Annotated in this window: 15 protein-coding genes; 10 read left to right on the top strand and 5 right to left on the bottom strand. The window is 66.3% G+C overall.

Annotated elements, in window-relative coordinates; translation table 11 throughout:
• Positions 1-63 precede the first annotated feature (63 nt).
• Complete coding sequence (locus ABQF30_RS26310) at positions 64-1,209, bottom strand: thiolase family protein (RefSeq protein WP_448469367.1); 1,146 nt, start codon at positions 1,207-1,209, stop codon at positions 64-66.
• A complete protein-coding gene (locus ABQF30_RS26305; protein WP_448469365.1) occupies positions 1,206-1,664 on the bottom strand; it encodes a Zn-ribbon domain-containing OB-fold protein in 459 nt (152 codons plus the stop codon). Before ABQF30_RS26305 ends, ABQF30_RS26310 begins: the two co-directional genes overlap by 4 nt.
• 48 nt (positions 1,665-1,712) lie before the next feature.
• On the opposite strand from ABQF30_RS26305, the gene ABQF30_RS26300 reads away from it, so the two are divergent.
• Entirely contained in the window at positions 1,713-2,246 is a 534-nt protein-coding gene (locus ABQF30_RS26300; protein ID WP_448469363.1) for a VOC family protein, read from the top strand.
• Positions 2,247-2,258: 12 nt separating this feature from the next.
• Here the strand turns inward: ABQF30_RS26300 and ABQF30_RS26295 are convergent, their stop codons facing one another.
• On the bottom strand, positions 2,259-2,975 hold the full coding sequence (locus ABQF30_RS26295) for an enoyl-CoA hydratase/isomerase family protein (protein ID WP_448469361.1): 717 nt from the start codon (positions 2,973-2,975) through the stop codon (positions 2,259-2,261).
• A 58-nt stretch (positions 2,976-3,033) separates the two neighbouring features.
• Here ABQF30_RS26295 and ABQF30_RS26290 point away from each other — a divergent pair, with 58 nt between their 5' ends.
• The 5 genes from ABQF30_RS26290 to ABQF30_RS26270 all read left to right on the top strand — a co-directional run bounded on the left by ABQF30_RS26290 (position 3,034) and on the right by ABQF30_RS26270 (position 9,016).
• Complete coding sequence (locus tag ABQF30_RS26290; protein ID WP_448469359.1) at positions 3,034-4,584, top strand: AMP-binding protein; 1,551 nt, start codon at positions 3,034-3,036, stop codon at positions 4,582-4,584.
• 35 nt (positions 4,585-4,619) lie between these two features.
• Positions 4,620-5,810 (top strand): amidohydrolase family protein, encoded by a 1,191-nt coding sequence (locus tag ABQF30_RS26285; RefSeq protein ID WP_448469357.1) that lies wholly within the window; start codon positions 4,620-4,622, stop codon positions 5,808-5,810.
• Positions 5,807-7,285: a FadD3 family acyl-CoA ligase gene (locus tag ABQF30_RS26280; RefSeq protein ID WP_448469355.1), complete on the top strand. Its 1,479-nt coding sequence runs from the start codon at positions 5,807-5,809 to the stop codon at positions 7,283-7,285. Before ABQF30_RS26285 ends, ABQF30_RS26280 begins: the two co-directional genes overlap by 4 nt.
• Positions 7,286-7,433: 148 nt before the next feature.
• Complete coding sequence (locus ABQF30_RS26275) at positions 7,434-8,381, top strand: Rv1363c family protein (RefSeq protein ID WP_448469353.1); 948 nt, start codon at positions 7,434-7,436, stop codon at positions 8,379-8,381.
• Complete coding sequence (locus tag ABQF30_RS26270; RefSeq protein ID WP_448469351.1) at positions 8,378-9,016, top strand: Rv1363c family protein; 639 nt, start codon at positions 8,378-8,380, stop codon at positions 9,014-9,016. Before ABQF30_RS26275 ends, ABQF30_RS26270 begins: the two co-directional genes overlap by 4 nt.
• Here ABQF30_RS26270 and ABQF30_RS26265 read toward each other — a convergent pair.
• Positions 9,013-9,495, bottom strand: coding sequence for an AfsR/SARP family transcriptional regulator (locus ABQF30_RS26265; RefSeq protein WP_448469349.1), 483 nt, complete (start codon positions 9,493-9,495; stop codon positions 9,013-9,015). The two genes, ABQF30_RS26270 and ABQF30_RS26265, sit on opposite strands and share 4 nt — an antisense overlap.
• A 174-nt stretch (positions 9,496-9,669) precedes the next feature.
• Between ABQF30_RS26265 and ABQF30_RS26260 the strand changes: the two genes are divergently transcribed.
• Entirely contained in the window at positions 9,670-10,890 is a 1,221-nt protein-coding gene (locus ABQF30_RS26260) for a low temperature requirement protein A (RefSeq protein ID WP_448469686.1), read from the top strand.
• On the opposite strand, the gene ABQF30_RS26255 is transcribed toward ABQF30_RS26260, so the two are convergent.
• The gene (locus tag ABQF30_RS26255; protein WP_448469347.1) at positions 10,875-12,188 is read right to left on the bottom strand and encodes an MFS transporter; all 1,314 of its coding nucleotides are present in this window, start codon (positions 12,186-12,188) and stop codon (positions 10,875-10,877) included. The genes ABQF30_RS26260 and ABQF30_RS26255 overlap by 16 nt on opposite strands.
• Positions 12,189-12,451: 263 nt before the next feature.
• Here ABQF30_RS26255 and ABQF30_RS26250 point away from each other — a divergent pair, with 263 nt between their 5' ends.
• The 3 genes from ABQF30_RS26250 to ABQF30_RS26240 all read left to right on the top strand — a co-directional run bounded on the left by ABQF30_RS26250 (position 12,452) and on the right by ABQF30_RS26240 (position 23,584).
• Positions 12,452-13,012 carry a MerR family transcriptional regulator gene (locus ABQF30_RS26250; RefSeq protein ID WP_448469345.1) on the top strand — a complete coding sequence of 187 codons (561 nt, stop codon included), beginning with the start codon at positions 12,452-12,454 and terminating at the stop codon, positions 13,010-13,012.
• Positions 13,013-13,084: 72 nt separating this feature from the next.
• Positions 13,085-13,810 (top strand): DUF1906 domain-containing protein, encoded by a 726-nt coding sequence (locus tag ABQF30_RS26245; RefSeq protein ID WP_448469343.1) that lies wholly within the window; start codon positions 13,085-13,087, stop codon positions 13,808-13,810.
• Between the two features lie 531 nt (positions 13,811-14,341).
• A complete protein-coding gene (locus ABQF30_RS26240; RefSeq protein WP_448469341.1) occupies positions 14,342-23,584 on the top strand; it encodes a fatty acid synthase subunit beta domain-containing protein in 9,243 nt (3,080 codons plus the stop codon).
• The last annotated feature ends 63 nt before the right edge of the window (positions 23,585-23,647 follow it).

Genomic DNA, 23,647 nt, shown 5'->3' with positions numbered 1-23,647 from the left:
GCAGACACAGAATCGCACCAAAACCCTCGCGGGAGTGCGATTCTGCGTCTGCTCGCGGGAAAACTAGAGCGAGAGGAGCGTGGCTGAGGCCGTGCCTGGCGCGCCGTAGACCTGAGCCAGGCCCACCCGCGGATTGCCGGGCACCTGACGGTCGCCGGCCTCGCCGCGCAACTGGCGGACCAACTCGTGCATCTGTCGCAGTCCCGATGCGCCGATCGGTTCGCCGTTGGCGATCAGGCCGCCATCGGTGTTGACCGGGATGGAACCGTGGATCTCGGTGGCTCCGTCGGCCAGCAGCTTCTCTTGCTCGCCGTCGGCGCACAGCCCGGTCTCGGCCATGTGGATGACCTCGGCGCCGGCATCGGTGTCCTGCAGCTGGGCGACGTCGACGTCCTCGGGCCCGATTCCGGCGGCCTCATAGGCGGCCTTGGCCGCATACACCGTGGGGGAGGGGTCCTCGTCGAGCGGGGCCGAGGTGGCGTGCACCTCGTACGCGCCGAATGTGCGGGTGCGAATCTCGCTGGCTCGCACGTACACCGGCTTGTCGGTGTAGCGGTGGGCGATATCGGCCCGGCACATGATCACCGCGGCGGCGCCCTCGTCCGGCGCGCAGAACATGTACTGCCGCAGCGGGTAGTTCAGCACGGGCGACGCCATGATCTCCTCGACCGAGATCTCCTTGCGCCGGAACGCATTCGGATTCTTTTCGCCGTTGCGGAAGTTCTTGTTGGCCACCCGCGCCAACGTCTCCTCGGAGATGTTGTGCTTGTGGATGTAGTGGTTGGCCTTCATCCCGAAGAACTTGGTTGTGACGAACTGGCCGTTCTCGGCGTACCACTGCGGCAGGGCAAGCTTGGCCGGATCGTCGGTGAACGCGCCGCGGGGATGCTTGTCCAACCCGATCGCGATGCCGATGTCGTACTTGCCCAGCCGGATGGTGTCGGCCGTCTGCTGGATCGCGCTGGCCGCAGTGGCGCAGGCATTGAACACGTTGGTGAAGGTGATGCCGGTCAATCCCACCAGGCGGGTAACCGCGTCGGGATTGGACACCTCATAGCTGCCACCGAAGCCGAACTGGATGTCCTTCCACTCCAGTTTCGCGTCGGTGAGCGCACTCTGAATCGCCTCGGCGCCCATCTGCATCGCCGTCTTGTCGAACCGGCCGAAGGGATGGATCCCGACCCCGATGATGGCGACGTCGTTGGTCATTTCTCAGAGCCTTTCGGTGCGAAGGCAAAAGTGACGAGTTCGTTCCCGTCGTCGTCTGTGGTGAACGGGATCATGGTGAGTTCGACGTCCATGCCGAATTTCAGTTTGGCTGGGTCGTTTTCGGTGAGCCGGCCTTCGACGCGGATGACGTCGTCAAGTTGCACCAGACCGACGCCGAACGGCACGAAGTCTTTTCCGGCTGCGCCTTTGTAGGGGGCGCCGGGTGGGAAGCCCTGGGTGGTCCAGGCGACGAGCGTGCCGCGGCGGGGGAGCAGAACCTCGGACGTGTTGGCGCCGCTGCACTTGGGACAGCGGTCCTGGGCGGGGAAGGTGGTGGCCGAGCAGTCGGCGCAGCGGCTGCCGATCAACTGCGGGTCGGCGTCCGGCCAGGTCGAGATCTCCGGCGCGAGTGCTTTCTGTGTTGACACGTGGCTGACGATAATGGGAAATGCCATTCTCGTCTAGTGAGAACCCCCTCTCGGGGCATCGATTAGGGTGCGCCCATGGGTTCCAGGAATTCCGTCCTACCCGGGACTGTCTGCCAGATCGGTTATGTCGTGCCGGATCTCGATGCCGCGATCGCGGGCTGGCTCCAGATGGGCGTCGGCCCCTGGTTTGTCATCCGAGGATTGCCGCAGCAGGCTCTCTACCGCGGTGAGCCCTGTGAAGTGACCCTGTCGCTTGCGCTGTCGAACAGTGGAGACCTGCAGGTCGAGCTGATTCAACAGCTCGACGACACTACGAGCGTCTTCACCGAGTTCCTTGCGGCGACAGGCGGTGGGTTCCACCAACTCGCCTATTGGGCAAAGGATTTCGACGACGCCATGGCCAAGCTCGCTGAGGCGGGCTGGCCGATGGTGTGGTCGGGCGGCCAGGGCGAAGGGGTGCGCTTCGCCTACTTCGAACCTCCGACCGGGGCGACGATCGTCGAGATCATGGAACTGACCGACGCGTCGCAGGGGATGGCTACGTTCGTGCGTCAGGCCGCGGCCCGCTGGGACGGCAGCGACCCGGTCCGGGAACTGGGCGGGGGCTGACCGGCCGGGGAGCTACTTTCCCTTGTTCATCACCTTGTCGGCGGCGAGCCAGTGCTCGTCGGAGACCCACAGCCGGGCGAACGCGGCGACGGCCTCGGTGGTGGGCACTCCGGATATGACGCGCTTGATCTCGCCGGCTGGGCGGCTGGCGAGCGACCTCGCGACGGCGCGCCAGCCATTGGTGAACTCGCGGCGCGGCAACACCTGATCGACCAGTCCGACCCGTTCGGCTTCGGCGGCGCTCAGCACCCGTCCGGTGCCGGCGAGCAATAGCGCCCGGCTTCGGCCGACCAGCGTGGTCAGCCGCTCCGCTCCACCCCACGCCGGCATGATCTCCAGCGTGACCTGATTGAAGCCGATCTTGATGTCGTCGGCGGCAATCCGGAGGTCGGCTGCCACCGCCACCTCCGCGCCACCGCCGAGCGCGTGTCCATTGAGTGCGGCGATGACCGGGCCGGGGAAACTGGCGATCCGATCGCAGATGGAACGCATGCGCCACGCCATCGAGGAGGCTTCCAGCTCGGTCCGCAACGCGGCGAGCTCCTTGAGATCGCCCCCGGAGACGAACGCCCGGTCACCCGCGCCGGTGATGGCCAACGCACGAGATCCGACTGCGCCATCGAGCGCCTTGTTCAACTCGTCCATGGTGTCCAGCGAGATCGCGTTGCGGGCGTGGGGCCGGTCGATGGTGATGACCGCCAATTCACCGTCGAGTTCAAGGTCGACCATCAATCATTCTCCAGTTCCGGTATTGGCATTCTCGCACTGTGAGAATAGCATCACCGTTGTGCGCGACATCCCTGTTGAGCTGACCAAACGGTACGTCGAGGAAGGGTGGTGGACCCCGGAAACCTTGGGCCAGTTACTGGCTGATGGCCTGGCCGCGAGCCCGGAGGCCGCATTCCACGTGCACTCCGCGGTACGGCCGTACGCCGGCACCTTCCGCGACGTTGAACTGGTTGCGCGCCGGCTCGCCGCGGGTTTGCGTGACCGTGGTGTCGGCGCCGGCGACGTGCTAGCGCTACAGCTGCCGAACTGGATGGAGGCTGCGGCCGCGTTCTGGGCGTCGGCTCTCCTCGGCGCGGTGACGGTGCCGATCGTGCACTTCTACGGGCGCAAAGAACTCGGCCACATCCTGGCCACCGCCAAGCCCAAGGTGTTCATCACGACCGAGCAATTCGGCCGGATGACGTTCCAGCCGGATCTGTGTGCCGATGTGCCGATCGTCGGGTTGGTGGGCGATCACTCCTTCGCCGAGTTGCTCGCTGACGAACCGATGGCCGGAACCATCCCCACCGACCCGGCCACGCCGGCCCTCATTGCGTTCACCTCGGGCACCACGCGCGACCCGAAGGGCGTCATCCACAGCCATCAGACGCTGGTCTTCGAGACGCGGCAACTGTTGGAGAACTATCCGCCGGATCGCGGTCGGCAACTGACGGCCACGCCCGTCGGCCACTTCATCGGCATGGTCGGCGCCTTTCTGATCCCCGTGCTGGAGGGTGCGCCGATCGATCTGTGCGATGTGTGGGATCCGGGCAAGGTGCTCAAACTCATCGAGACCGACGGCCTTTCGGTCGGCGGTGGGCCGCCGTATTTCGTCACAAGTCTGTTGGACCATCCGGATTGCACTGACGCGCACATGGCGCATTTCAAGACCGTCGGCCTGGGTGGTTCGACGGTGCCGGCAGCCGTGACGCGGCGCCTGGCCGACCTCGGCATGTTCGTGTTCCGGTCCTACGGCAGTACCGAACATCCGTCGATCACCGGCTCAGGGCCATCGGCGCCCGAGGCCAAAAGGCTTTATACAGATGGCAATCCGCGTCCAGGGGTGGAGATCCGGCTCGGGCCCGACGGCGAGATCTTCAGCCGGGGACCCGATCTGTGCCTGGGTTACACCGACGACGCGCTGACCGCCAACGCATTCGACGAGGACGGTTGGTACCGCACCGGCGACGTCGGTGTCCTCGATGACGACGGCTACCTGACGATCACCGACCGGACGACTGACCTGATCATTCGCGGGGGCGAGAACATCAGCGCTCTTGAGGTCGAAGAGGTGCTGTTGGCCATGTCGGAGGTGATCGAGGCAGTGGTGGTTGCCGCTCCCGATCAACGGCTCGGCGAGCGGGTCGCCGCCGTGCTGAGAATCAAGTCAGGCCATCCGATGCCCACCCTCGAACAGGTCCGCAAGCACTTCGAGCAGACCGGAGTGGCCCGCCAGAAGTGGCCCGAGGAACTGCGCGAGGTGCCCGAAGGGCAGGACTTTCCGCGCACCGCCAGCGGCAAGGTGCAGAAGTTTCGCGTCCGCCAGGGCGTTGCAGCGTATGCATTATGAGAATATGATTCTCTCGATCTGAAAAGGAGCATCTCATGGGTCAACTGTCGCATCGGGTCGACATTCCGTTTCCGCTGTTCGATGCGGACAACCATCTCTACGAGCCGCCGGAGGCGATGACCAAGTACCTCCCGAAGGAGTACAAGGACGTCGTCCAGTACGTCGAGATCAACGGCCGCACCAAGATCGCGCTGAAGGGCCAGATCAGCAACTACATCCCCAATCCCACCTTCTCGGTGGTCGCCCAGCCGGGCGCCTGGGAGGAGTACTTCAAGTTCGGCAACCCCGACGGCAAGAGCAAGCGCGAGCTGTTCGGTGAGCCGATGCGGGCCATCCCGGCGTTCTTCGAGCCGGGTCCGCGACTGGAGAAGATGGACGAGCTGGGGCTCGACCGCACGCTGATGTTCCCGACGCTGGCCAGCCTCATCGAGGAACGGCTGAGCGACGACCCGCTCGCGATCCACGTCATCGTGCACGCGCTCAACGAGTGGCTGCACGAAGTGTGGGGCTTCAATTACAAGAACCGCATCTTCACCACCCCGGTGATCACCCTGCCCATCGTCGAGAAGGCGATCGAGGAGCTGGAGTGGGCGGTCAAGCGTGGTGCCCGCGCGATCCTGATCCGTCCCGCGCCGGTGCCCGGCTTCCGCGGCCCGCGGTCCTTCGCACTGCCCGAGTTCGACCCGTTCTGGCAGAAGTGTGTCGAGTACGACATCTTCGTCGGAATGCACTCCAGCGACAGCGGTTACTCCCGCTACACCTCCGAGTGGGACGGTGCCGCCCAGGAGATGCTGCCGTTCCAGACCAACGCCATGTCGATCCTCAACGAGTGGCGCCCGATCCAGGATGCGGTGGCCTCCTGGGTGATCCACGGTGCGCTGTTCCGCTTCCCGACGCTGAAGGTGGGCATTGTCGAGGCGGGGTCGAAGTGGATGTTCCCGCTGCTGGACTCCATGGCCGAGGTCTACAAGAAGGCGCCAGAGGCATTCCCCAGCAATCCGATGGAAGAGATCAAGAACCGTATCTACGTCAGCCCGTTCTACGAGGAGGGCATTGACGACCTGATCAACCTCATCGGTGTGGACCAGGTGCTGTACGGCTCCGACTGGCCGCACCCGGAGGGCCTGGCCGAGCCGACCCACTACGTGACTGCGCTCGAGCACCTCTCCATGGAGGACCAGGCGAAGATCATGGGCGGCAACCTGGGGCGTCTCGTCACTACGTGACAACACACAACTGGCAGACCATCCCCGAGATGGTCTTGAGCGCAGCGGACCGATTCGGCGACGCCGAAGCCGTCGTCGACGGTCCGCTGCGCCTCTCCTTCACTCAACTGACCGACCGGGTCCGCCGCGCCGCAGGCGCATTCAACGGGCTCGGAATCGACCGGGGCGACCGGATCGCGATCTGGGCCCCGAACTCCGCAGAGTGGATGATCGCCGCATTCGGGGCGCAGACCGCCGGTGCGGTGGTGGTGCCCGTGAACACCCGGTTCAAGGCCGACGAGGCGGGCGACGTCATCAGGCGCAGCGGAGCGAAAGTGGTTCTGCGCCAACAAGGTTTCCTCGGCCAGGAATTCGAGGTCGCGGGTGGTGTGCCGGCGATCGAGTTGAAGTCGGACTTCCTGGGCAGTGGCGCACCGTTCGAGGCAGCGGGCCTGGACGGTTCGGATATCGCCGACATCATCTACACGTCGGGAACCACCGGGCGTCCCAAGGGCGTCATGATGAACCACCGGCAGACTCTGCGGTTGTACGCCGAATGGTGCGACCTTGCCGACCTGCGCGAGGGCGACCGCTACCTGATCGTCAACCCGTTCTTCCACACCTTCGGCTACAAAGCCGGGTGCATCGCCTCGCTCATCCGCGGCGCCACAGTGCTGCCGGTGCCGGTCTTCGACGTCGATGCCGTGGTGGAACTCATTGCGGCGGAACGCATCACGATGCTGCCCGGGCCGCCGACCCTGTACCACTCGCTGTTGGCGCTGCCGGACAAGACCAAGCTGGCCACCCTGCGGGCCGGGGTCACCGGTGCCGCCGACATCCCAGTGGAACTCGTCCGCCGGGTCCACGAGGAGCTGCCGTTCCAGACATTGGCAACCGGCTATGGCCTGACCGAAGCGGGCACTGCGACCCTGTCACGGCCGGGGGACTCGTTCACCGACATCGCCACCACGGTCGGCACCGCGTGCGACGGCGTCGAGGTGCGGATCGCAGAGGATGGCGAAGTGCTGGTCCGCGGGTACAGCGTCATGCAGGGATACTTCGACGACCCAGCCGCCACCGCCGAGGCGATCGATGCCGAGGGCTGGTTGCACACCGGTGACCTCGGCACCCTCGATGCCAATGGCCGGTTGCGCATCGTCGGCCGCAAGAAGGACATGTTCATCGTCGGCGGCTTCAACGCCTATCCGGCCGAGATCGAGGGCTTCCTGCTGGAGCATCCGGCAATCGCTCAAGTTGCTGTGATCGGCGTGGACGACGAGCGGCTTGGACAGGTCGGGAAGGCATTCGTCGTCGTGAAGCGGCCGCCCAGTGGGACCCCGGATTCCGTTTCGGCCGAGGATCTGATTGCCTGGAGCCGTGAGCGCATGGCCGGCTACAAGGTTCCGCGGTACGTGGAGTTTCTCGACGAACTGCCCCTCAACGCCACGGGCAAGGTCATGAAGGACCAGCTCGAGGCGCGGGTTCAGGCCGGTTGAGCTGTGCGTTCGCACAGGATGTAAACATCATTTCCGCAGCAAGAACGATAGATCGATGCCCCTTGTGGATGATGTATGGTCGGGGCACTATCAAAAACTGATAACGTGATTCTCATTAAGCAGGCTGCTGAACGGACAGGAGGTCAACATGCCGTCCCGCAAGCCTTCGTCGCCGGTACTCGATTCCGGAGACGACGACGTGTCGCCGAGTGATGCCCTGGCGTTGGCCGAACAGGCCGAGGCCGAGGCCGAGGAAGCCGAGGCCGTCGCCGCTGCAGCGCGTGCCAAGGCGCGCGCCATCCGGCTGCGTAACCAAGCCGCCGCCGAAAAGTTGCTGGAAGCCGACGAGCCCGGCGACGACCAGGCCGACGCCGGCGCCGAGTCGACGGCCGAGGCGCCTGCCGAACCGACGTCTGAGCTGACTTCTGAACCGGCGGCTGACATCGACGCCACCGACGCTCCAGTTGAGATCACCGACACCGAGGCGACGGAGTTGACCGGCGAGGTCAGCGACGCCGAGTCCGAAGCCGAGGACATCGCGTCGGACCCGGAGGCGGCCACCGCGGACGAGGAACCCGTCGACTCCCGTTCGCGCCTGCGTCGGATTCCTCGGCTGTTCTGGAAGGTGCTGGCGAGCGTTCTGACGATCCTCGTCATCTGCGGACTGCTCGCCTTCAGCGGCTGGATGATCTGGCAGCACCGGCAGGCCGAACATCGCCACCAGCTCATGGCCGAATACTCCGCGGCGGCCCGCCAGAGTGTCGTGACCCTGATGTCGCTGGACTTCAACCACGCCCAGGACGACGTTAAGCGGATCCTCGACAACTCGACCGGGGAGTTCAGGGCGGACTTCGAAGGGCAGGCGGAGGATTTCGTCAAGCTGGCCCAGGACGCGAAGGTCGTCACCGAGGCGACCGCGAACGCCGCGGCAGTGGACACCATGACCGATAACACCGCCACCGTGCTGGTTGCGGTCAACACCAGTGTCACCAACACCTCGGGCGCCAAGCAGGAACCTCGGCCCTGGCGGGTTGCGGTTGACCTGGTCCGGGAAGGCGATCAGATCAAGCTGTCGAAAGTCGAGTTCGTGCCGTGACCGTTGAGCAGGATTCCAAGACAACCGACGTCGACGACGTCGTAGCGGACACCGCGGAACCATCGGACGCCGACGTGGAGAACACCACGGAAGCCACGGACGCTCCAGAAGCTCCGGTAGCTCCGGAGAATCGGCGCTGGTGGCAGTCGCTGGGACGGTTGTGGTTCCCGCTCACACTGGCCGTCGCGCTGGTCGTGTCGGGAGCGTTGGCCGGCTGGCTGTACTTCGCGCAGTATCGCGTCGATCAGCAGACCGGTAAGGATGCCTCAGACGTAGTGCTCAATGCCGCCAAGGATGGCACCGTCGCGCTGTTGTCGTACGCGCCGGAGAGTCTCGACAAGGACTTCTCGGCAGCCAAGTCGCATCTGACGGGTGAATTCCTGTCGTACTACGAGGATTTCACCCAGAAGATCGTCACGCCTGCTGCTAAGGAGAAGGCGGTCAAGACGTCGGCGAACGTGGTGCGAGCCGCGGTTGCCGAGATCCATCCCGATTCGGCTGTCGTGCTGGTATTCGTCAATCAAGCGACCACGAGCAGTCAGAACCCGAACGGCAGCTTCGCCGCGAGTGCGGTCAAAGTCGGTTTGACCAAGCTCGACGGCAACTGGCTGATCTCGACCTTCGATCCGGTCTAACGCGACGGGTCCGTCAGTCCGCGCAGTGCTGTCCTTTCGCGGCACGCGCGGTAGCGTGCCCGTTCTGCGGCGCACCAGGATTCGGTCCAGCCGTCGAGTAGATCACCGCCCCGGAGGAGTCGTCGCAACGCGGGATCGGAACCCGCCGTCTGCGCAGGAAGCCGGTTGATGAGCCCGATGGCCTCATGCCAGTCCACCCACACCTCGGGCGCCAGTGCGACGTAGTGGCGGTTCACGTTCAGCAGCGGGTCAGCTCCCAGCGGTCGCAGTCGCCACAGTGCCGAACGCAGCGAGGCAACCGCCTTCGCCGGAGTACTGGATGGCCACAGTGTGGCGCATATCCAATCCCGGTGCAGCTCCCGGCGCTTCACCGCGGCCAGGGCGACGACCCGGCGGCACGACGGCGGTAAGGCCAACGGCTCCATGTCACGATAAACGGCGAACTCACCCAGGAGATTCAGCGCGAACTGCTTTGGCACCCGCACATCCTCGAGCGCGGGCCGCCCACCTGACACGAGTAGTCCACTACTGGTATTTCGCAACCGGTGGGCGACCATGTGCTCGCGACGCCGATGAGGTGAAATGAAGCGGTGACGGACCAGGCGGACGACAGCGAACCGAAGCTCCCCGTGCGCGCACACCGACTGCGCCCGATGTCGGGTCGCGATCCGCACGAGGTGCACCGCACAGCGACGCCGCTTGAACTGCTGTTCGACCTGACGTTCGTGATTGCTTTCGGAGTCGCCGCATCGCAGCTGGCGCACCTGATGGCCGAAGGTCACGTCGGTGCGGGACTGGTGGGATTCGGGTTCGCCGCGTTCGCGATCTGGTGGGCGTGGATGAACTTCAGCTGGTTCGCCTCCGCCTACGACACCGACGACTGGGTCTACCGAGTGATGACCATGTTGCAGATGGTCGGAGTCATCATCCTGGCGCTCGGTCTGCCGCAGATGTTCACCTCCGTCGAACACGGCGGTCACGTGGACAACGCGGTGCTGGTTGCGGGCTACGTGGTGATGCGAATTGCCTTGGTGGGGCAGTGGTTACGGGCTGCCAGACAGGATCCGGAACATCGCGCAGCGTGTCTGACGTATGCGGGCGCGGTCGTCGTGGCCCAAATCGGCTGGATCATCCAGATATTCGTCCACACCTCGGTGCTGGTCTTCGTCCTGACCGCGGCGGTGTTGATAGCGCTCGAGCTCTCCGGGCCGCTGCTGGCCGAGCGGCGCATGGGCGGCACGCCATGGCACTCCCACCACATCGTGGAACGGTATGGGTTGCTTGCGATCATCGCGCTCGGCGAAGGTGTGGTTGGCACGGTGGCGTCTCTCACGGCCGCGGTAGGGGAGGACGGCTGGTCGCGAGACGCCATTCTGCTGGTGGTGGCCGGAACCGGGCTCACATTCGGGATGTGGTGGATGTATTTCCTGGTGCCCGCCGCCGAGCTGCTCCACGCGCATCGCAGACTGTCATTCCGGTACGGGTATCTGCACGTAGTGGTGTTCGGGGCGATCGTGGCGACTGGCGCGGGACTGCATGTTGCGGCCTACTACATCGAGGACCATTCGAAGCTGGATTCCGTCGCCACCGTGCTGGCTGTCGCGATACCGGTCGCCACCTACATCGTGGGGATGTATGTCATCTACTCAGTGTTGGTGGGAGAGATCGACATCGTCCACACCGTGCTACTGGTGCTGGCCGGAATTCCACTCGTTGGGGCGGTTGTGTTGGCGGCCGCGGGGACGTCGATGCCGCTGTGTCTGCTCGTGGTGACCGCCGCGCCGGTGGTGGTCGTGGTGGGTTTCGAGGCGGTGGGCCATCGGAATGCTCGGGAGATCGTCGGCCGGAGGTTGGCAGATCAGCGCGAGGGGTGAGCCTCGAACCCTTCCAACAGCATCCGCTCCTGCTCGGCCTTCATGAGCCGCCGCGTCTTCATGCGGGTGATGAGAATGCCGACGGTGGCGAGGATCCAGACCGCGTACTGCACGGTCCACGCCAGCCGGAACGACTCGAACGAATAACTGCCCGCGTGGGACAGGATCACTCCCATCGCCTGCATGACCAGCAGCGCGGCCAGGAACCCGCCCATGTTGACCATGCCCTGCGCGGTGCCGAGGGTGGCGCTCGGATTGAACGTGCGGGCGAAGTCGAACCCGACCATGGAACCCGGACCGCCCACCGAGATGACGACCACCAGGACCACGAGCAGCCACAGCGGCGCCGGACCGGGCAGTGCCAGCACCACGGTCCAGATCAGTGCATTGCTGGCGACGATGGCGAGCACCAGGCGTGACCTGCGGTGCGGGTGGCGACCGGTGAAGATCCCGATGACGATGCCGGCCGAGATGGCTGTCACCACCGAGATCGTCAGCAGTGTGCCGGCTGCGGCAGTCGAAAGGCCCTGCGCCACAGTCAGATAGGGCACGCCCCACATGAGTGCGAACACTGTGACGGAGAACTGGGTGCCCATGTGGGTGAAGAAACCCAGCCTGGTTCCGGGCCGCAGCCACACCGTCTTCACGCTGGGCAGAATGTCGCGCAAGGTGGTGGTCTCGGCGCTGACCACGGGTCCATGGGGAGTGTTGCGCACCAATGCAAATGCCAACGCCATCGCCACCACGCCGAATGCGCTGACAGAAAGGTATGCCGGTGTCCAGCCCGTCCCGGCCAGCAGGGCCAGGAACGGTACCGCGGAGAGCACCTGGCCGAGCTGGCCGCAGATGCCTGTCAGCTGGGTCAGCAGTGGAACCTGAGCCGGCTTGAACCAGTGCGGCACCAAGCGCAACACGGAGATGAAGGTGACCGCGTCACCCAGGCCGACGATGGCACGGGCACCGATCGCCGCCGGCAGTGACTCGCTGAGCGCCAGCACCAGCTGGCCCGAAGCCATCAAGGCGGCGCCGGAGACGATGAGCCGCCGCGAACCGAAGCGATCCAATAGGAGTCCCGCGGGCACTTGCGCGCCGGCGTAGACGATCACCTGCAGGACGACGAACGTGGACAGCAAGCTCGGGTTGGCGGCAAACCTGTCGGCGGCCTGTAGGCCCGAAACACCAAGGGTGGTGCGGTCGAGCACGGCGACGATGTAGGCGAGTAGTCCGGTGGCCCAGACGATCCAGGGACGCACGCGGAGCCTTTCGTCGAGCAGATTTGTCTCAATGACCTGGACCATGGTGTCCCAGGTGGTGGGCCGGATTCCAATTCGGACAGGGTGAATTCACTCACCGTGCGGGATCAAGCGCCATCTATGAGTTGGCTGAAATAACATTCCGATGCACGGTCCAGCGGCGGTGAATCGGCATATGCGCAGATAACGACGATGGACTCTGAATAGTAGAGCGATGTCATCGGATGGTTGTGAATTCGCTCGCACTATTGGCCGAGGGTAGGGTATCGGTATGTATTTCTGCTCAAACCGGTGCGGGGAGCGTCGGGTTGACTGAGTATCGCTTGGAGGACCTGGCGCGTCTTTCGGGCGTCAGCACCCGCAACATCCGGGCATATCGGGAGCGCGGACTGCTCGATCCGCCACGGCGGGTGGGGCGATCGGCGTACTACGGGGAACCTCACCTGACGCAGCTGAAAATGATCAGCCAGCTACTGGCCAGGGGATTCAACTCTGCGCACATCGCAGAGTTCTTCAACTGTGTACGGCGCGGCCGCGACCTGGCCGAGTGCCTGGGGATCCAGCGCGCGGAGCTGAGCCCGCAGGCGTTCGCCGTTGACATCGACCCGGGCGGAGAGGATGCCCGCATGCTCGTGGAACGTGGATTGGCCGAAGTCGCCGAGGACTCAGTGGTGTTGACCGTCCCGGCGCTGGGCGACGTCGTCGCACAGGCCGCTGATCAACCGGCGTATATCCACGCCATGGCGCAGATCGCGCAGTCGACCGCCGCGGCCGTCGACCATCTCGCCGACCTGGCTGATGGCGAACTCGCCCGTGGCGTCGTCTCCGCCAGCCTGGAGCGCGCGCTGCGTCGACGGATCGCCGGCTAGGTTCTGGAAGTATTGATACAGCTGTGACCTGTGGCCCTGATGTGAATGATGGGACAGTTGTCGTAACCTGAGGTGCGTGTCGAGTCCCGGCGCGAGGTGTTGAAATACGCCGCAGCTGCGCCCGCGCTGCTCGGATCGGGTGCCGGCGTGGCGGCCATCACAGCTCCCGCTGCGTCGGCCGCGCCACTGGGTGTTTTGCTCGATTACGCGGCCGGCGTCATCAAAGCGTCCGACATCCGCTCGTCGGGAGCGATCGGAGCTATCCGCTATGTATCGGACCGGCGGCCCGGGGGCGAGTGGATGTTGGGCAAGCCGATCCAGCTGTCCGAAGCCCGTGACCTTTACCAGAACGGCCTCAAGATCGTGTCCAACTACCAGTACGGCAAGCAGGGCAGCGCCGACTGGTTGGGTGGTCAGGAGGCTGGCGTACGGCACGCCAAGCGCGGCTGGCAACTGCACATCGCGGCGGGTGGCCCGTACGGCGCACCGATCTTTGCCTCGATCGACGACGACCCGACGTTCGAGCAGTACAAACAGCAGGTAGCACCCTATTTGCGCGGCTGGGAGGCCGTGCTCGGACATCAGCGGGTTGGGGTTTACGCCAACTCCAAGACCATCGAATGGGCAGTGCAGGACGGTCTCGGCTCGTACTTCTGGCAGCACAACTGGGGCTCGTCCGACAGGGGCGCCCATCCCGCTGCGCACCTGCACCAGGTTGAGATCGACAAGCGCACCGTCGGCGGTGTCGGGGTGGACATCAACCACATCCTGAAGCCACGCTTCGGGCAGTGGGACTGAAAAACTTACCGGCTAGTAAGTACTGTCAGCAAACTTGTCATCGAAAGCAGGACGGTTCGCTAGACAGATTTGGGTCGAATGTTGACTCGCGCGGCTGGACTTCGGAGCGCTTCGGCGGGTGAAAAATTTAGATAACGATTCGATAACAATACTGCCTTGATCAGCGCTGTTATGGCTACTCGACCGTAACCACCTGCATGCAGGACGTTTGTCCCGAATGGCTTCGGCCGCCGCTGGACTGGGTGTTACGTTACCGACGGTTACCCGTGCGTAGAACTCGCCAGTAACCAATCTGGCCGGGAATGGCGCACCGCTCCTTATGCCACTCTTAGTACGGCAGGACTGCGAGGTGAACCATCCGGGGACCGCTCCGGAGGAATCGCCTTCCCGCCGGATTCGACGCTGAATCGCCGTTGGCCTGACGCCCCGGGGAGCACCCAGGCCCGCCCCCTGAGATAACGCCGCAGCCCACCCGCAGAGACGCGACAGCCACACGCGACAACACCGAAGCAGCACGAGGAGATAGCGCCAGTGACGATCTACGAACACGACCAGGTGTCCGCCGGTTGGAACGACGAGTCCGGTCCCGACAGCACGCGGGCTGACGCCACCCATGCACTCGTCGATCGGCTCAGCGCCGGCGAACCCTATGCAGTCGCGTTCGGTGGCCAGGGCAGTGCCTGGCTGGAGACCCTTGAGGAACTGGTGTCCTCGGCGGGCATCGAGGCCGAACTGGCGACACTGGCCGGGGAGGCGGAGCTGCTGCTTGAGCCGGTGGCCGCCGAGCTCGTCGTGGTCCGGCCCATCGGCTTCGAGCCGCTGCAGTGGGTCCGCGCACTTGCCGCCGAAGAGCCGGTGCCCTCGACCAAGCAGCTGACCTCTGCCGCGGTGTCGGTGCCCGGCGTACTGCTCACTCAGATGGCCGCTGTGCGCGCACTGGCCCGGCAGGGCATGGACCTGGCCGCCACCCCTCCGGTTGCCGTCGCAGGGCACTCTCAGGGCGTGCTGGCCGTCGAGGCACTGGCCGCCGGCGGCGCCAAGGACGTCGAACTGCTGGCGCTGGCGCAGTTGATCGGGGCCGCGGGCACCCTGGTGGCGCGCCGCCGCGGTATCACCGTGCTGGGCGACCGGCCGCCGATGGTGTCGGTCACCAATGCCGAGCCGGAGCGCATCTACGAACTGCTCCAAGAATTTTCCCAGGACGTCCGCACCGTGTTGCCCCCGGTGCTGTCGATCCGCAACGGCCGGCGATCGGTCGTCATCACCGGCACGCCCGAGCAGCTGTCGCGCTTCGAGCTGTACTGCAACCAGATCGCTGAGAAGGAAGAAGCCGAGCGGAAGAGCAAAGTCCGCGGCGGCGCCGTTTTCGCACCGGTCTTCGACCCGCTACAGGTCGAGGTAGGTTTCCACACCCCGCGGCTGTCCGACGGCATCGACATCGTCGGCCGGTGGGCCGAGGCGGTGGGCCTGGACGTCGAGCTCGCCCGCGAGATGACCGAGGCCATCCTGGTCAGCCAGGTGGACTGGGTCGACGAGATCACCGAGGTGCACGAGGCCGGCGCCCGCTGGATTCTGGACCTCGGGCCCGGGGACATCCTGACCCGGCTGACCGCCCCGGTGATCCGCGGCCTCGGCATCGGCATCGTGCCCGCCGCCACTCGCGGCGGCCAGCGCAACCTGTTCACCGTCGGTGCAGTGCCCGAGGTGGCCCGCCCGTGGTCCAGCTACGCCCCGACGGTGGTCTCCCTGCCGGACGGTTCGGTGAAACTGGCCACCAAGTTCACCCGGCTCACCGGACGCTCACCCATCCTGCTCGCGGGCATGACCCCGACAACGGTGGACGCCAAGATTGTCGCCGCGGCTGCCAACGCCGGGCACTGGGCCGAGCTGGCCGGTGGAGGTCAGGTCACCGAGCAGATCTTCAACGACCGCATCGCCGAACTGGGCACCATGCTGGAGCCCGGGCGCGCCGTGCAGTTCAACACCCTGTTCCTCGATCCGTACCTGTGGAAGCTTCAGGTCGGTGGCAAGCGCCTGGTACAGCGGGCCCGTCAGTCCGGCGCCCCGATCGACGGTGTCATCGTCAGTGCGGGCATCCCCGATCTGGAAGAGGCCGTCGAGCTGATCGGCGAGCTCAACGACATCGGCATCAGCCATGTGGTGTTCAAGCCGGGCACCGTCGAGCAGATCCGCTCGGTCATCCGGATCGCGGCCGAGGTGCCCACCAAGCCCGTGATCGTGCACATCGAGGGCGGCCGCGCCGGTGGTCACCACTCCTGGGAAGACCTGGACGACCTCCTGCTCGCCACCTATTCAGAGCTGCGGAGCCGGTCCAACATCACCATCTGCGTCGGCGGTGGCATCGGCACCCCCGAGCGTTCCGCGGACTACCTGTCCGGCCGCTGGTCTGCAGCCAACGGCTATCCGCTGATGCCCATCGACGGCATCCTGGTCGGCACCGCCGCGATGGCGACCGCCGAGGCCACCACCAGCCCCCAGGTCAAGCAGCTGCTTGTGGAAACCCAGGGCACTGAAGCGTGGGTCGGCGCCGGAAAAGCCCAGAGCGGCATGGCATCCGGGCGCAGCCAGCTCGGTGCGGACATCCACGAGATCGACAACACCGCATCGCGGTGCGGCCGACTGCTCGACGAGGTGGCCGGTGACGCCGACGCGGTCGCCGCCCGGCGTGACGAGATCATCGCCGCGATGGCCGACACCGCCAAGCCGTACTTCGGCGATGTCGCCGACATGACCTATCTGCAGTGGCTGCGTCGCTACGTGGAACTGGCCATCGGCGACGGCAGCAGCACCGCCGACACCAAGAAGGACCACTCGGACTGGTTGGACATCACCTGGCGCGACCGGTTCGAGCAGATGCTCAAGCGTGCCGAAGCACGTTTGCACGCACAGGATTTCGGCCCGATCGAGACACTCTTCGACAACGAGGAGTTGTTGGAGGATCCGAAGGCCGCGCTGGCCGCGCTGGTCGCCACCTACCCGGATGCCGCGTCAGTGCAATTGCACCCGGCCGATATCCCGTTCTTCGTCGAGCTGTGCAAGACGCTGGGCAAGCCGGTGAACTTCGTCCCGGTCATCGACAAAGACGTGCGCCGCTGGTGGCGCAGCGACTCGCTGTGGCAGGCCCACGACGCCCGCTACGCCGCCGATCAGGTGTGCGTCATCCCCGGCACCGCCGCGGTTGCCGGCATCACGCGCGCCGACGAGCCTGTCGGTGAACTGCTCGACCGCTTCGAGCAGGCCGCGGTCGACGAGGTGCTGGCCGCTGGTGCACAGCCGGTCGCCGTGCTGTCACGTCGGCAGGGTCGTGGCGATGCCACCGGCCCGCTGGCCGTGCTGCTCGACGCCCCCGACGTGTTGTGGGCCGGCCGCACCGCGGTCAACCCGGTGCACCGCATCGCCCCGCCTGCTGATTGGCAGGTCCGTGAAGGCTCTGAAAACCGTTCCGCAACAAATCCTTCCACCGGTGCCCGGCTGGAGGTCGTCGACGAATCCCACGTCGTTCTGAGCGTTCCGCTCTCGGGAACCTGGATCGAGATCCGGTTCACCCTGACCGACGCGATCCACAGCGGCGGCGCCCCGGTCGTCGCGGTCTCCGATGCCGCGACCGCGATGCGCGCCGTGCTGGCGATCGCCGCCGGCGTAGATGGCCCTGACGCCCTGCCGCCAGTCACCGACGGTGCCGTAAAGGTCGCGGTCGCCTGGGATCCCGAGCAGGTCGCCGACCACACCGGCGTCACCGCCACCTTCGGCGCCCCGTTGGCGCCGACGCTGACCGTCGTCCCCGACGCCCTGGTCGGCCGGTGCTGGCCTGCGGTGTTCTCGGCCATCGGCTCCGCCGTCACCGACAGTGGTTTCCCGGTCATCGAAGGCCTGCTGAGCCTGGTGCACCTGGACCACGCCGCCCAACTGCTCGCCGACCTGCCGACCGAGCCGGCCGAATTGACTGTCGTCGCAACGGCTTCGGCGGCGGTCGACACCGAAGTTGGCCGGGTGGTCCCGGTTTCGGTGACGGTCAGTGCACAGGACGGCACCGTGCTGGCCACGCTCGAGGAGCGGTTCGCGATCCGCGGCCGCACCGGTGCGGCCGAACTGACCGATCCGCTGAAGGCCGGCGGAGCGATCTCCGACAACGCCACCGACACCCCGCGCCGCCGCCGCCGGGACGTGGCCATCGGCGCGCCGGTCGACATGCGGCCGTTCGCGATGGTCTCCGGTGACCACAACCCGATCCACACCGACCGGGCCGCCGCACTGCTAGCCGGCCTGGAATCCCCGATCGTGCACGGCATGTGGCTGTCGGCCGCCGCTCAGCACGTCGTCACGGCAACCGACGGCAAGCCGATCCCGCCCGCCAAGCTGGTCGGCTGGACCGCCCGATTCCTCGGCATGGTCAAGCCCGGCGATGAGGTGGACTTCCGCGTCGACCGCGTCGGAATCGACGTCGGCGCAGAAGTTGTGGAGGTTTCCGCGAAGGTCGCCGGCGAGCTGGTGATGTCGGCGACCGCACGGCTGGCCGCTCCCAAGACGGTCTACGCCTTCCCCGGCCAGGGCATTCAGCACAAGGGCATGGGCATGGAGGTCCGGGCCCGGTCCAAGGCCGCCCGCAAGGTGTGGGACAGCGCGGACAAGTTCACCCGCGAAACCCTCGGCTTCTCGGTGCTGCATGTGGTGCGGGACAACCCCACCAGCCTCATCGCGTCCGGCGTGCACTACCAGCACCCCGAAGGCGTGCTGTACCTGACGCAGTTCACCCAGGTGGCCATGGCCACCGTCGCGGCGGCCCAGGTCGCCGAGATGCGTGAGCAGGGCGCCTTCGTCGAGGGCGCGATCGCGTGCGGTCACTCCGTCGGCGAGTACACCGCGCTGGCTTGCGTTTCGGGCGTGTACGAGTTGGAGGCGCTGCTGGAGGTCGTGTTCCACCGCGGCAGCAAGATGCATGACATCGTCCCGCGCGACGAGCTTGGCCGGTCCAACTACCGGCTGGCGGCGATCCGGCCGAGCCAGATCGACCTCGACGATGCCGATGTGAAGGGCTTCGTCGCCGAGATCGCCGAGCGCACCGGGGAATTTCTCGAGATCGTGAACTTCAACCTGCGCGGCTCGCAGTACGCGATCGCCGGTACGGTTCGCGGCCTTGAGGCGCTGGAGGAGGAGATCGAGCGTCGTCGTGAAATCAGCGGCGGCAAGCGGTCTTTCATCCTGGTGCCGGGCATCGACGTGCCGTTCCACTCCAGCGTGCTGCGGGTCGGCGTCGACGACTTCCGCCGCAGCCTCGAGCGGGTCATGCCGACCGACCAAGATCCCGAGCTGATCGTCGGTCGATACATCCCGAACCTGGTTCCCCGGCCGTTCACCCTGGACCGCGACTTCATCCAGGAGATCCGCGATCTGGTGCCCGCCGAGCCGCTCGACGAGATCCTCGCCGACTACGACACCTGGCGGAACGAGAAGCCGACCGAGCTGTGCCGCAAGGTCGTCATCGAGCTGCTGGCCTGGCAGTTCGCCAGCCCGGTGCGCTGGATCGAGACGCAGGATCTGCTGTTCATCGAAGAGGCCGCAGGTGGCCTCGGAGTCGAGCGGTTCGTCGAGATCGGCGTGAAGTCCGCGCCGACCGTGGCGGGACTGGCGACCAACACGCTCAAGCTGCCCGAGTACTCGCACAGCACGGTGGAGGTGCTCAACTCCGAGCGCGACGCCCCGGTGCTGTTCGCGACCGACACCGATCCGGAACCCGAGCCTGATCTCGACGAAAGTCCTGCGGCTGCTTCCGAAACCGAGTCGGCTCCGGCTGCGGCGGCTGCTCCTGCGCCAGCGGCGGCTCCCGCTGCCCCGTCCGGCGGGCCCCGCCCGGATGATCTGGCGTTCGACGCGTCGGACGCCACGGTGGCGCTCATCGCGCTGTCGGCCAAGATGCGGATCGATCAGATCGAGGGACTGGATTCCATCGAGTCCATCACCGACGGTGCATCGTCGCGGCGCAACCAGCTGCTGGTCGACCTGGGTTCCGAGTTGAACCTGGGTGCCATCGACGGCGCCGCCGAGGCCGACCTCGCTGCGCTCAAGGGCCAGGTGAGCAAGCTCGCCCGGACGTACAAGCCGTTCGGTCCGGTGCTGTCGGATGCGATCAACGATCAGCTGCGTACCGTCTTCGGCCCGTCGGGCAAGCGTCCCGCCTACATCACCGAAAGGGTCACGAAGACCTGGGAGTTGGGTGCGGGCTGGGCCAAGCACGTCACCGTCGAGGTGGCGCTGGGCACCCGTGAGGGCAGCAGCGTGCGCGGCGGTGACCTGGGGAGTCTGCACCCCGGTGCGTTGCCCGACGCCGCAGGCGTCGACAGGGTCGTGGACGGCGCAGTCGCTGCCGTCGCGGCTCGGCACGGGGTGGCGGTCTCGCTGCCTTCGGCCGGCGGTGCCAGTGGTGGCGTGGTGGATTCGGCCGCACTCGGCGAGTTCGCGGAGAAGGTCACCGGACCCGACGGTGTGCTGGCTTCGGCAGCACGACTGGTGCTGGGACAGCTCGGCCTTGACGATGTGGTCGGTGCGCCCGAGGCGGCGACCGACGCCGAGCTGATCGACCTGGTCACCTCCGAACTCGGTTCGGACTGGCCGCGTTTGGTGGCGCCGGCATTCGATGGCCGCAAGGCCGTCGTGTTCGACGACCGGTGGGCCAGCGCGCGTGAAGACCTGGTCAAGCTGTGGCTGGCTGACGAGGACGAGGTTGACGCGCAGTGGCCGCGGCTGTCCGAGCGCTTCGAAGGTGCCGGGCATGTGGTTGCCACCCAGGCCAATTGGTGGCAGGGCAGGGCGCTGGCGGCCGGTCGGAACGTGCACGCGTCGCTGTTCGGCCGCATCGCGGCCGGTGCGGAGAATCCGGGCAGGGGTCGCTACAACGACGAGATCGCCGTGGTGACCGGTGCGTCGAAGGGGTCGATCGCGTCGGCGGTCGTCGGGCAGCTGCTCGACGGCGGCGCGACCGTGATCGCCACGACCTCGCGACTGGACGACAGCCGCTTGGCGTTCTACAAGGAGCTCTACCGCTCCAACGCCCGGTTCGGCGCCACACTGTGGGTGGTCCCGGCCAACATGGCGTCCTACTCCGACATCGACAAGCTGGTCGAATGGGTCGGTAGTGAGCAGGTCGAAAGCCTTGGGCCGCAGTCGATTCACCTCAAAGACGCGCAGACGCCGACGCTGCTGTTCCCATTCGCCGCGCCGCGCGTGGCCGGGGACCTGTCTGAGGCGGGTTCGCGTTCCGAGATGGAGATGAAGGTGCTGCTGTGGGCCGTGCAGCGGCTCATCGGCGGGCTGTCGCGGATCGGTGCCGAGCGCGACATCGCCTCGCGCCTGCACGTGGTGCTGCCGGGTTCGCCCAACCGCGGCATGTTCGGCGGCGACGGCGCCTACGGGGAGTCCAAGGCTGCGCTCGACGCGCTTGTGACCCGCTGGAGCGCCGAGTCGTCGTGGGCCGAGCGGGTCAGCTTGGCGCACGCGTTGATCGGCTGGACCAAGGGCACCGGGCTGATGGGTCACAACGACGCCATCGTCAGCGCGGTCGAAGAGGCCGGCGTGACGACCTACACGTCTGCGGAGATGGCGGCGATGCTGCTTGACCTGTGCACGGTGGAGTCGAAGGTGGCTGCGGCCAATGCGCCGATCAAGGCCGACCTGACCGGTGGACTCGGCGACGTCAAGATCGACATGGCCGAGCTTGCCGCCAAGGCACGCGAGGAAATGTCCGGTTCCGCTTCAGAAGACGGTGAGGACGAGGACGGCACTATCGCCGCCCTGCCGTCGCCGCCGCGCGGATACGACCCGGCGCCCCCGCCGGTCTGGGACGATCTCGACGTCGACCCGGCCGACCTGGTGGTCATCGTCGGCGGTGCCGAACTCGGCCCGTACGGATCGTCGCGCACCCGCTTCGAGATGGAGGTCTCCGGCGAGTTGTCGGCGGCCGGTGTTCTGGAGCTGGCATGGACGACCGGGCTGGTCAAGTGGGAGGACGATCCCAAGGCCGGTTGGTACGACACCGAAACCGGTGACCTGGTGCCCGAAGCGGAGATCGTCGAGCGCTACCACGACGCCGTCGTCGAGCGTTGCGGCATCCGCGAGTTCGTGGACGACGGCGCGATCGATCCAGATCACGCCTCGCCGCTGCTTGTGAGCGTGTTCCTGGACAAGGACTTCTCGTTCGTCGTGTCCAGCGAGGCCGACGCCCGGGCGTTCGTGTCCTTCGACCCGGAGCACACGGTGGCCCGGCCGGTGCCGGAGTCCAGCGACTGGCAGGTGATCCGCAAGGCGGGCACCGAGATTCGGGTGCCGCGGAAGACCAAGCTGTCGCGGACCGTCGGCGCGCAGATCCCCACCGGGTTCGATCCGACGGTGTGGGGCATCACCCCGGACATGGCCAATTCCATTGACCGGGTGGCGCTGTGGAACATCGTGGCGACCGTCGACGCGTTCCTCTCGTCGGGCTTCACCCCGACCGAGCTGATGCGCTGGGTGCACCCGAGCCTGGTGGCCTCCACGCAGGGCACCGGTATGGGCGGTATGACGTCGATGCAGACCATGTATCACGGCAACCTGCTCGGCCGGGCAAAGCCGAACGACATCCTGCAGGAAGTTCTGCCGAATGTTGTTGCCGCGCATGTGATGCAGAGCTACGTCGGTGGCTACGGCGCGATGGTGCACCCGGTCGGTGCCTGCGCGACCGCGGCCGTTTCGGTCGAGGAGGGTGTGGACAAGATCCGCCTCGGCAAGGCCGACCTCGTGGTCGCCGGTGGCTTCGATGACCTGACCCTGGAAGCCATCATCGGCTTCGGTGACATGGCGGCCACCGCCGACACCGAGATGATGCGGGCCAAGGGCATCAGCGATTCGAAGTTCTCGCGCGCCAACGACCGCCGCCGGCTCGGGTTCCTCGAGGCGCAGGGTGGTGGCACCATCCTGTTGGCTCGCGGTGACCTGGCCGCCAAGATGGGTCTGCCGGTGCTGGCAGTGGTCGGCTACGCGCAGAGCTTCGCCGACGGCGTGCATACCTCGATCCCGGCTCCGGGCCTCGGTGCGCTGGGTGCCGGTCGGGGCGGCAAGGATTCGCAGTTGGCCCGTTCGCTGGCCAAGCTGGGCGTCGGTGCCGACGACATCGCGGTGATCTCCAAGCACGACACCTCGACGCTGGCCAACGATCCCAACGAGACCGAGTTGCACGAGCGGCTCGCAGACTCGATGGGCCGGTCGGCGGGTGCACCGCTGTTCATCGTCAGCCAGAAGACGCTGACCGGGCACGCCAAGGGCGGCGCTGCGGTGTTCCAGATGATGGGTCTGTGCCAGATCCTGCGCGACGGCGTCATCCCGCCGAACCGCAGCCTGGACTGCGTCGACGACGAGCTGGCCACCTCCGGTCACTTCGTCTGGGTGCGCGAGGCCCTCGACCTTCGCGGCAAGTTCCCGCTCAAGGCCGGTCTGGTGACCAGCCTCGGGTTCGGGCACGTGTCGGGTCTGGTTGCGCTGGTGCACCCGGAGGCGTTCGTCGCGGCACTGGATCCGGGCGAGCGGGAGAGCTACCGCAAGCGGGCCGAGCAGCGCACGCTGGCCGGTCAGCGGAGGCTGGCCTCGGCCATCGCCGGTGGACGGCCGATGTACGAGAAGCCTGCCGACCGCCGGTTCGACCACGATGTGCCGGAGAAGCGTCAGGAAGCGGCGATGTTGCTGGACGCGGATGCCAGGCTCGGCGATGACGACCTCTACGTGCGGTGAGCGCTTGCGCGAAGAGCGGATGGCTTCCGATGAGCGCTTGCGCGAAGAGCAGATGGCATGAGC

The sequence above is a fragment of the Mycolicibacterium sp. XJ870 genome (genome assembly GCF_053483975.1).
This window is presented reverse-complemented; position numbering and strand designations above follow the sequence as displayed.

What these genes read in the sequence shown, in the direction of transcription:
- ABQF30_RS26310 (WP_448469367.1), bottom strand. Translation starts at nt 1,209, where the DNA reads ATGACCAACGACGTCGCCATCATCGGGGTCGGGATCCATCCCTTCGGC.
- ABQF30_RS26305 (WP_448469365.1), bottom strand. Translation starts at nt 1,664, where the DNA reads ATGGCATTTCCCATTATCGTCAGCCACGTGTCAACACAGAAAGCACTC.
- ABQF30_RS26300 (WP_448469363.1), top strand. Translation starts at nt 1,713, where the DNA reads ATGGGTTCCAGGAATTCCGTCCTACCCGGGACTGTCTGCCAGATCGGT.
- ABQF30_RS26295 (WP_448469361.1), bottom strand. Translation starts at nt 2,975, where the DNA reads ATGGTCGACCTTGAACTCGACGGTGAATTGGCGGTCATCACCATCGAC.
- ABQF30_RS26285 (WP_448469357.1), top strand. Translation starts at nt 4,620, where the DNA reads ATGGGTCAACTGTCGCATCGGGTCGACATTCCGTTTCCGCTGTTCGAT.
- ABQF30_RS26275 (WP_448469353.1), top strand. Translation starts at nt 7,434, where the DNA reads ATGCCGTCCCGCAAGCCTTCGTCGCCGGTACTCGATTCCGGAGACGAC.
- ABQF30_RS26260 (WP_448469686.1), top strand. Translation starts at nt 9,670, where the DNA reads ATGTCGGGTCGCGATCCGCACGAGGTGCACCGCACAGCGACGCCGCTT.
- ABQF30_RS26255 (WP_448469347.1), bottom strand. Translation starts at nt 12,188, where the DNA reads ATGGTCCAGGTCATTGAGACAAATCTGCTCGACGAAAGGCTCCGCGTG.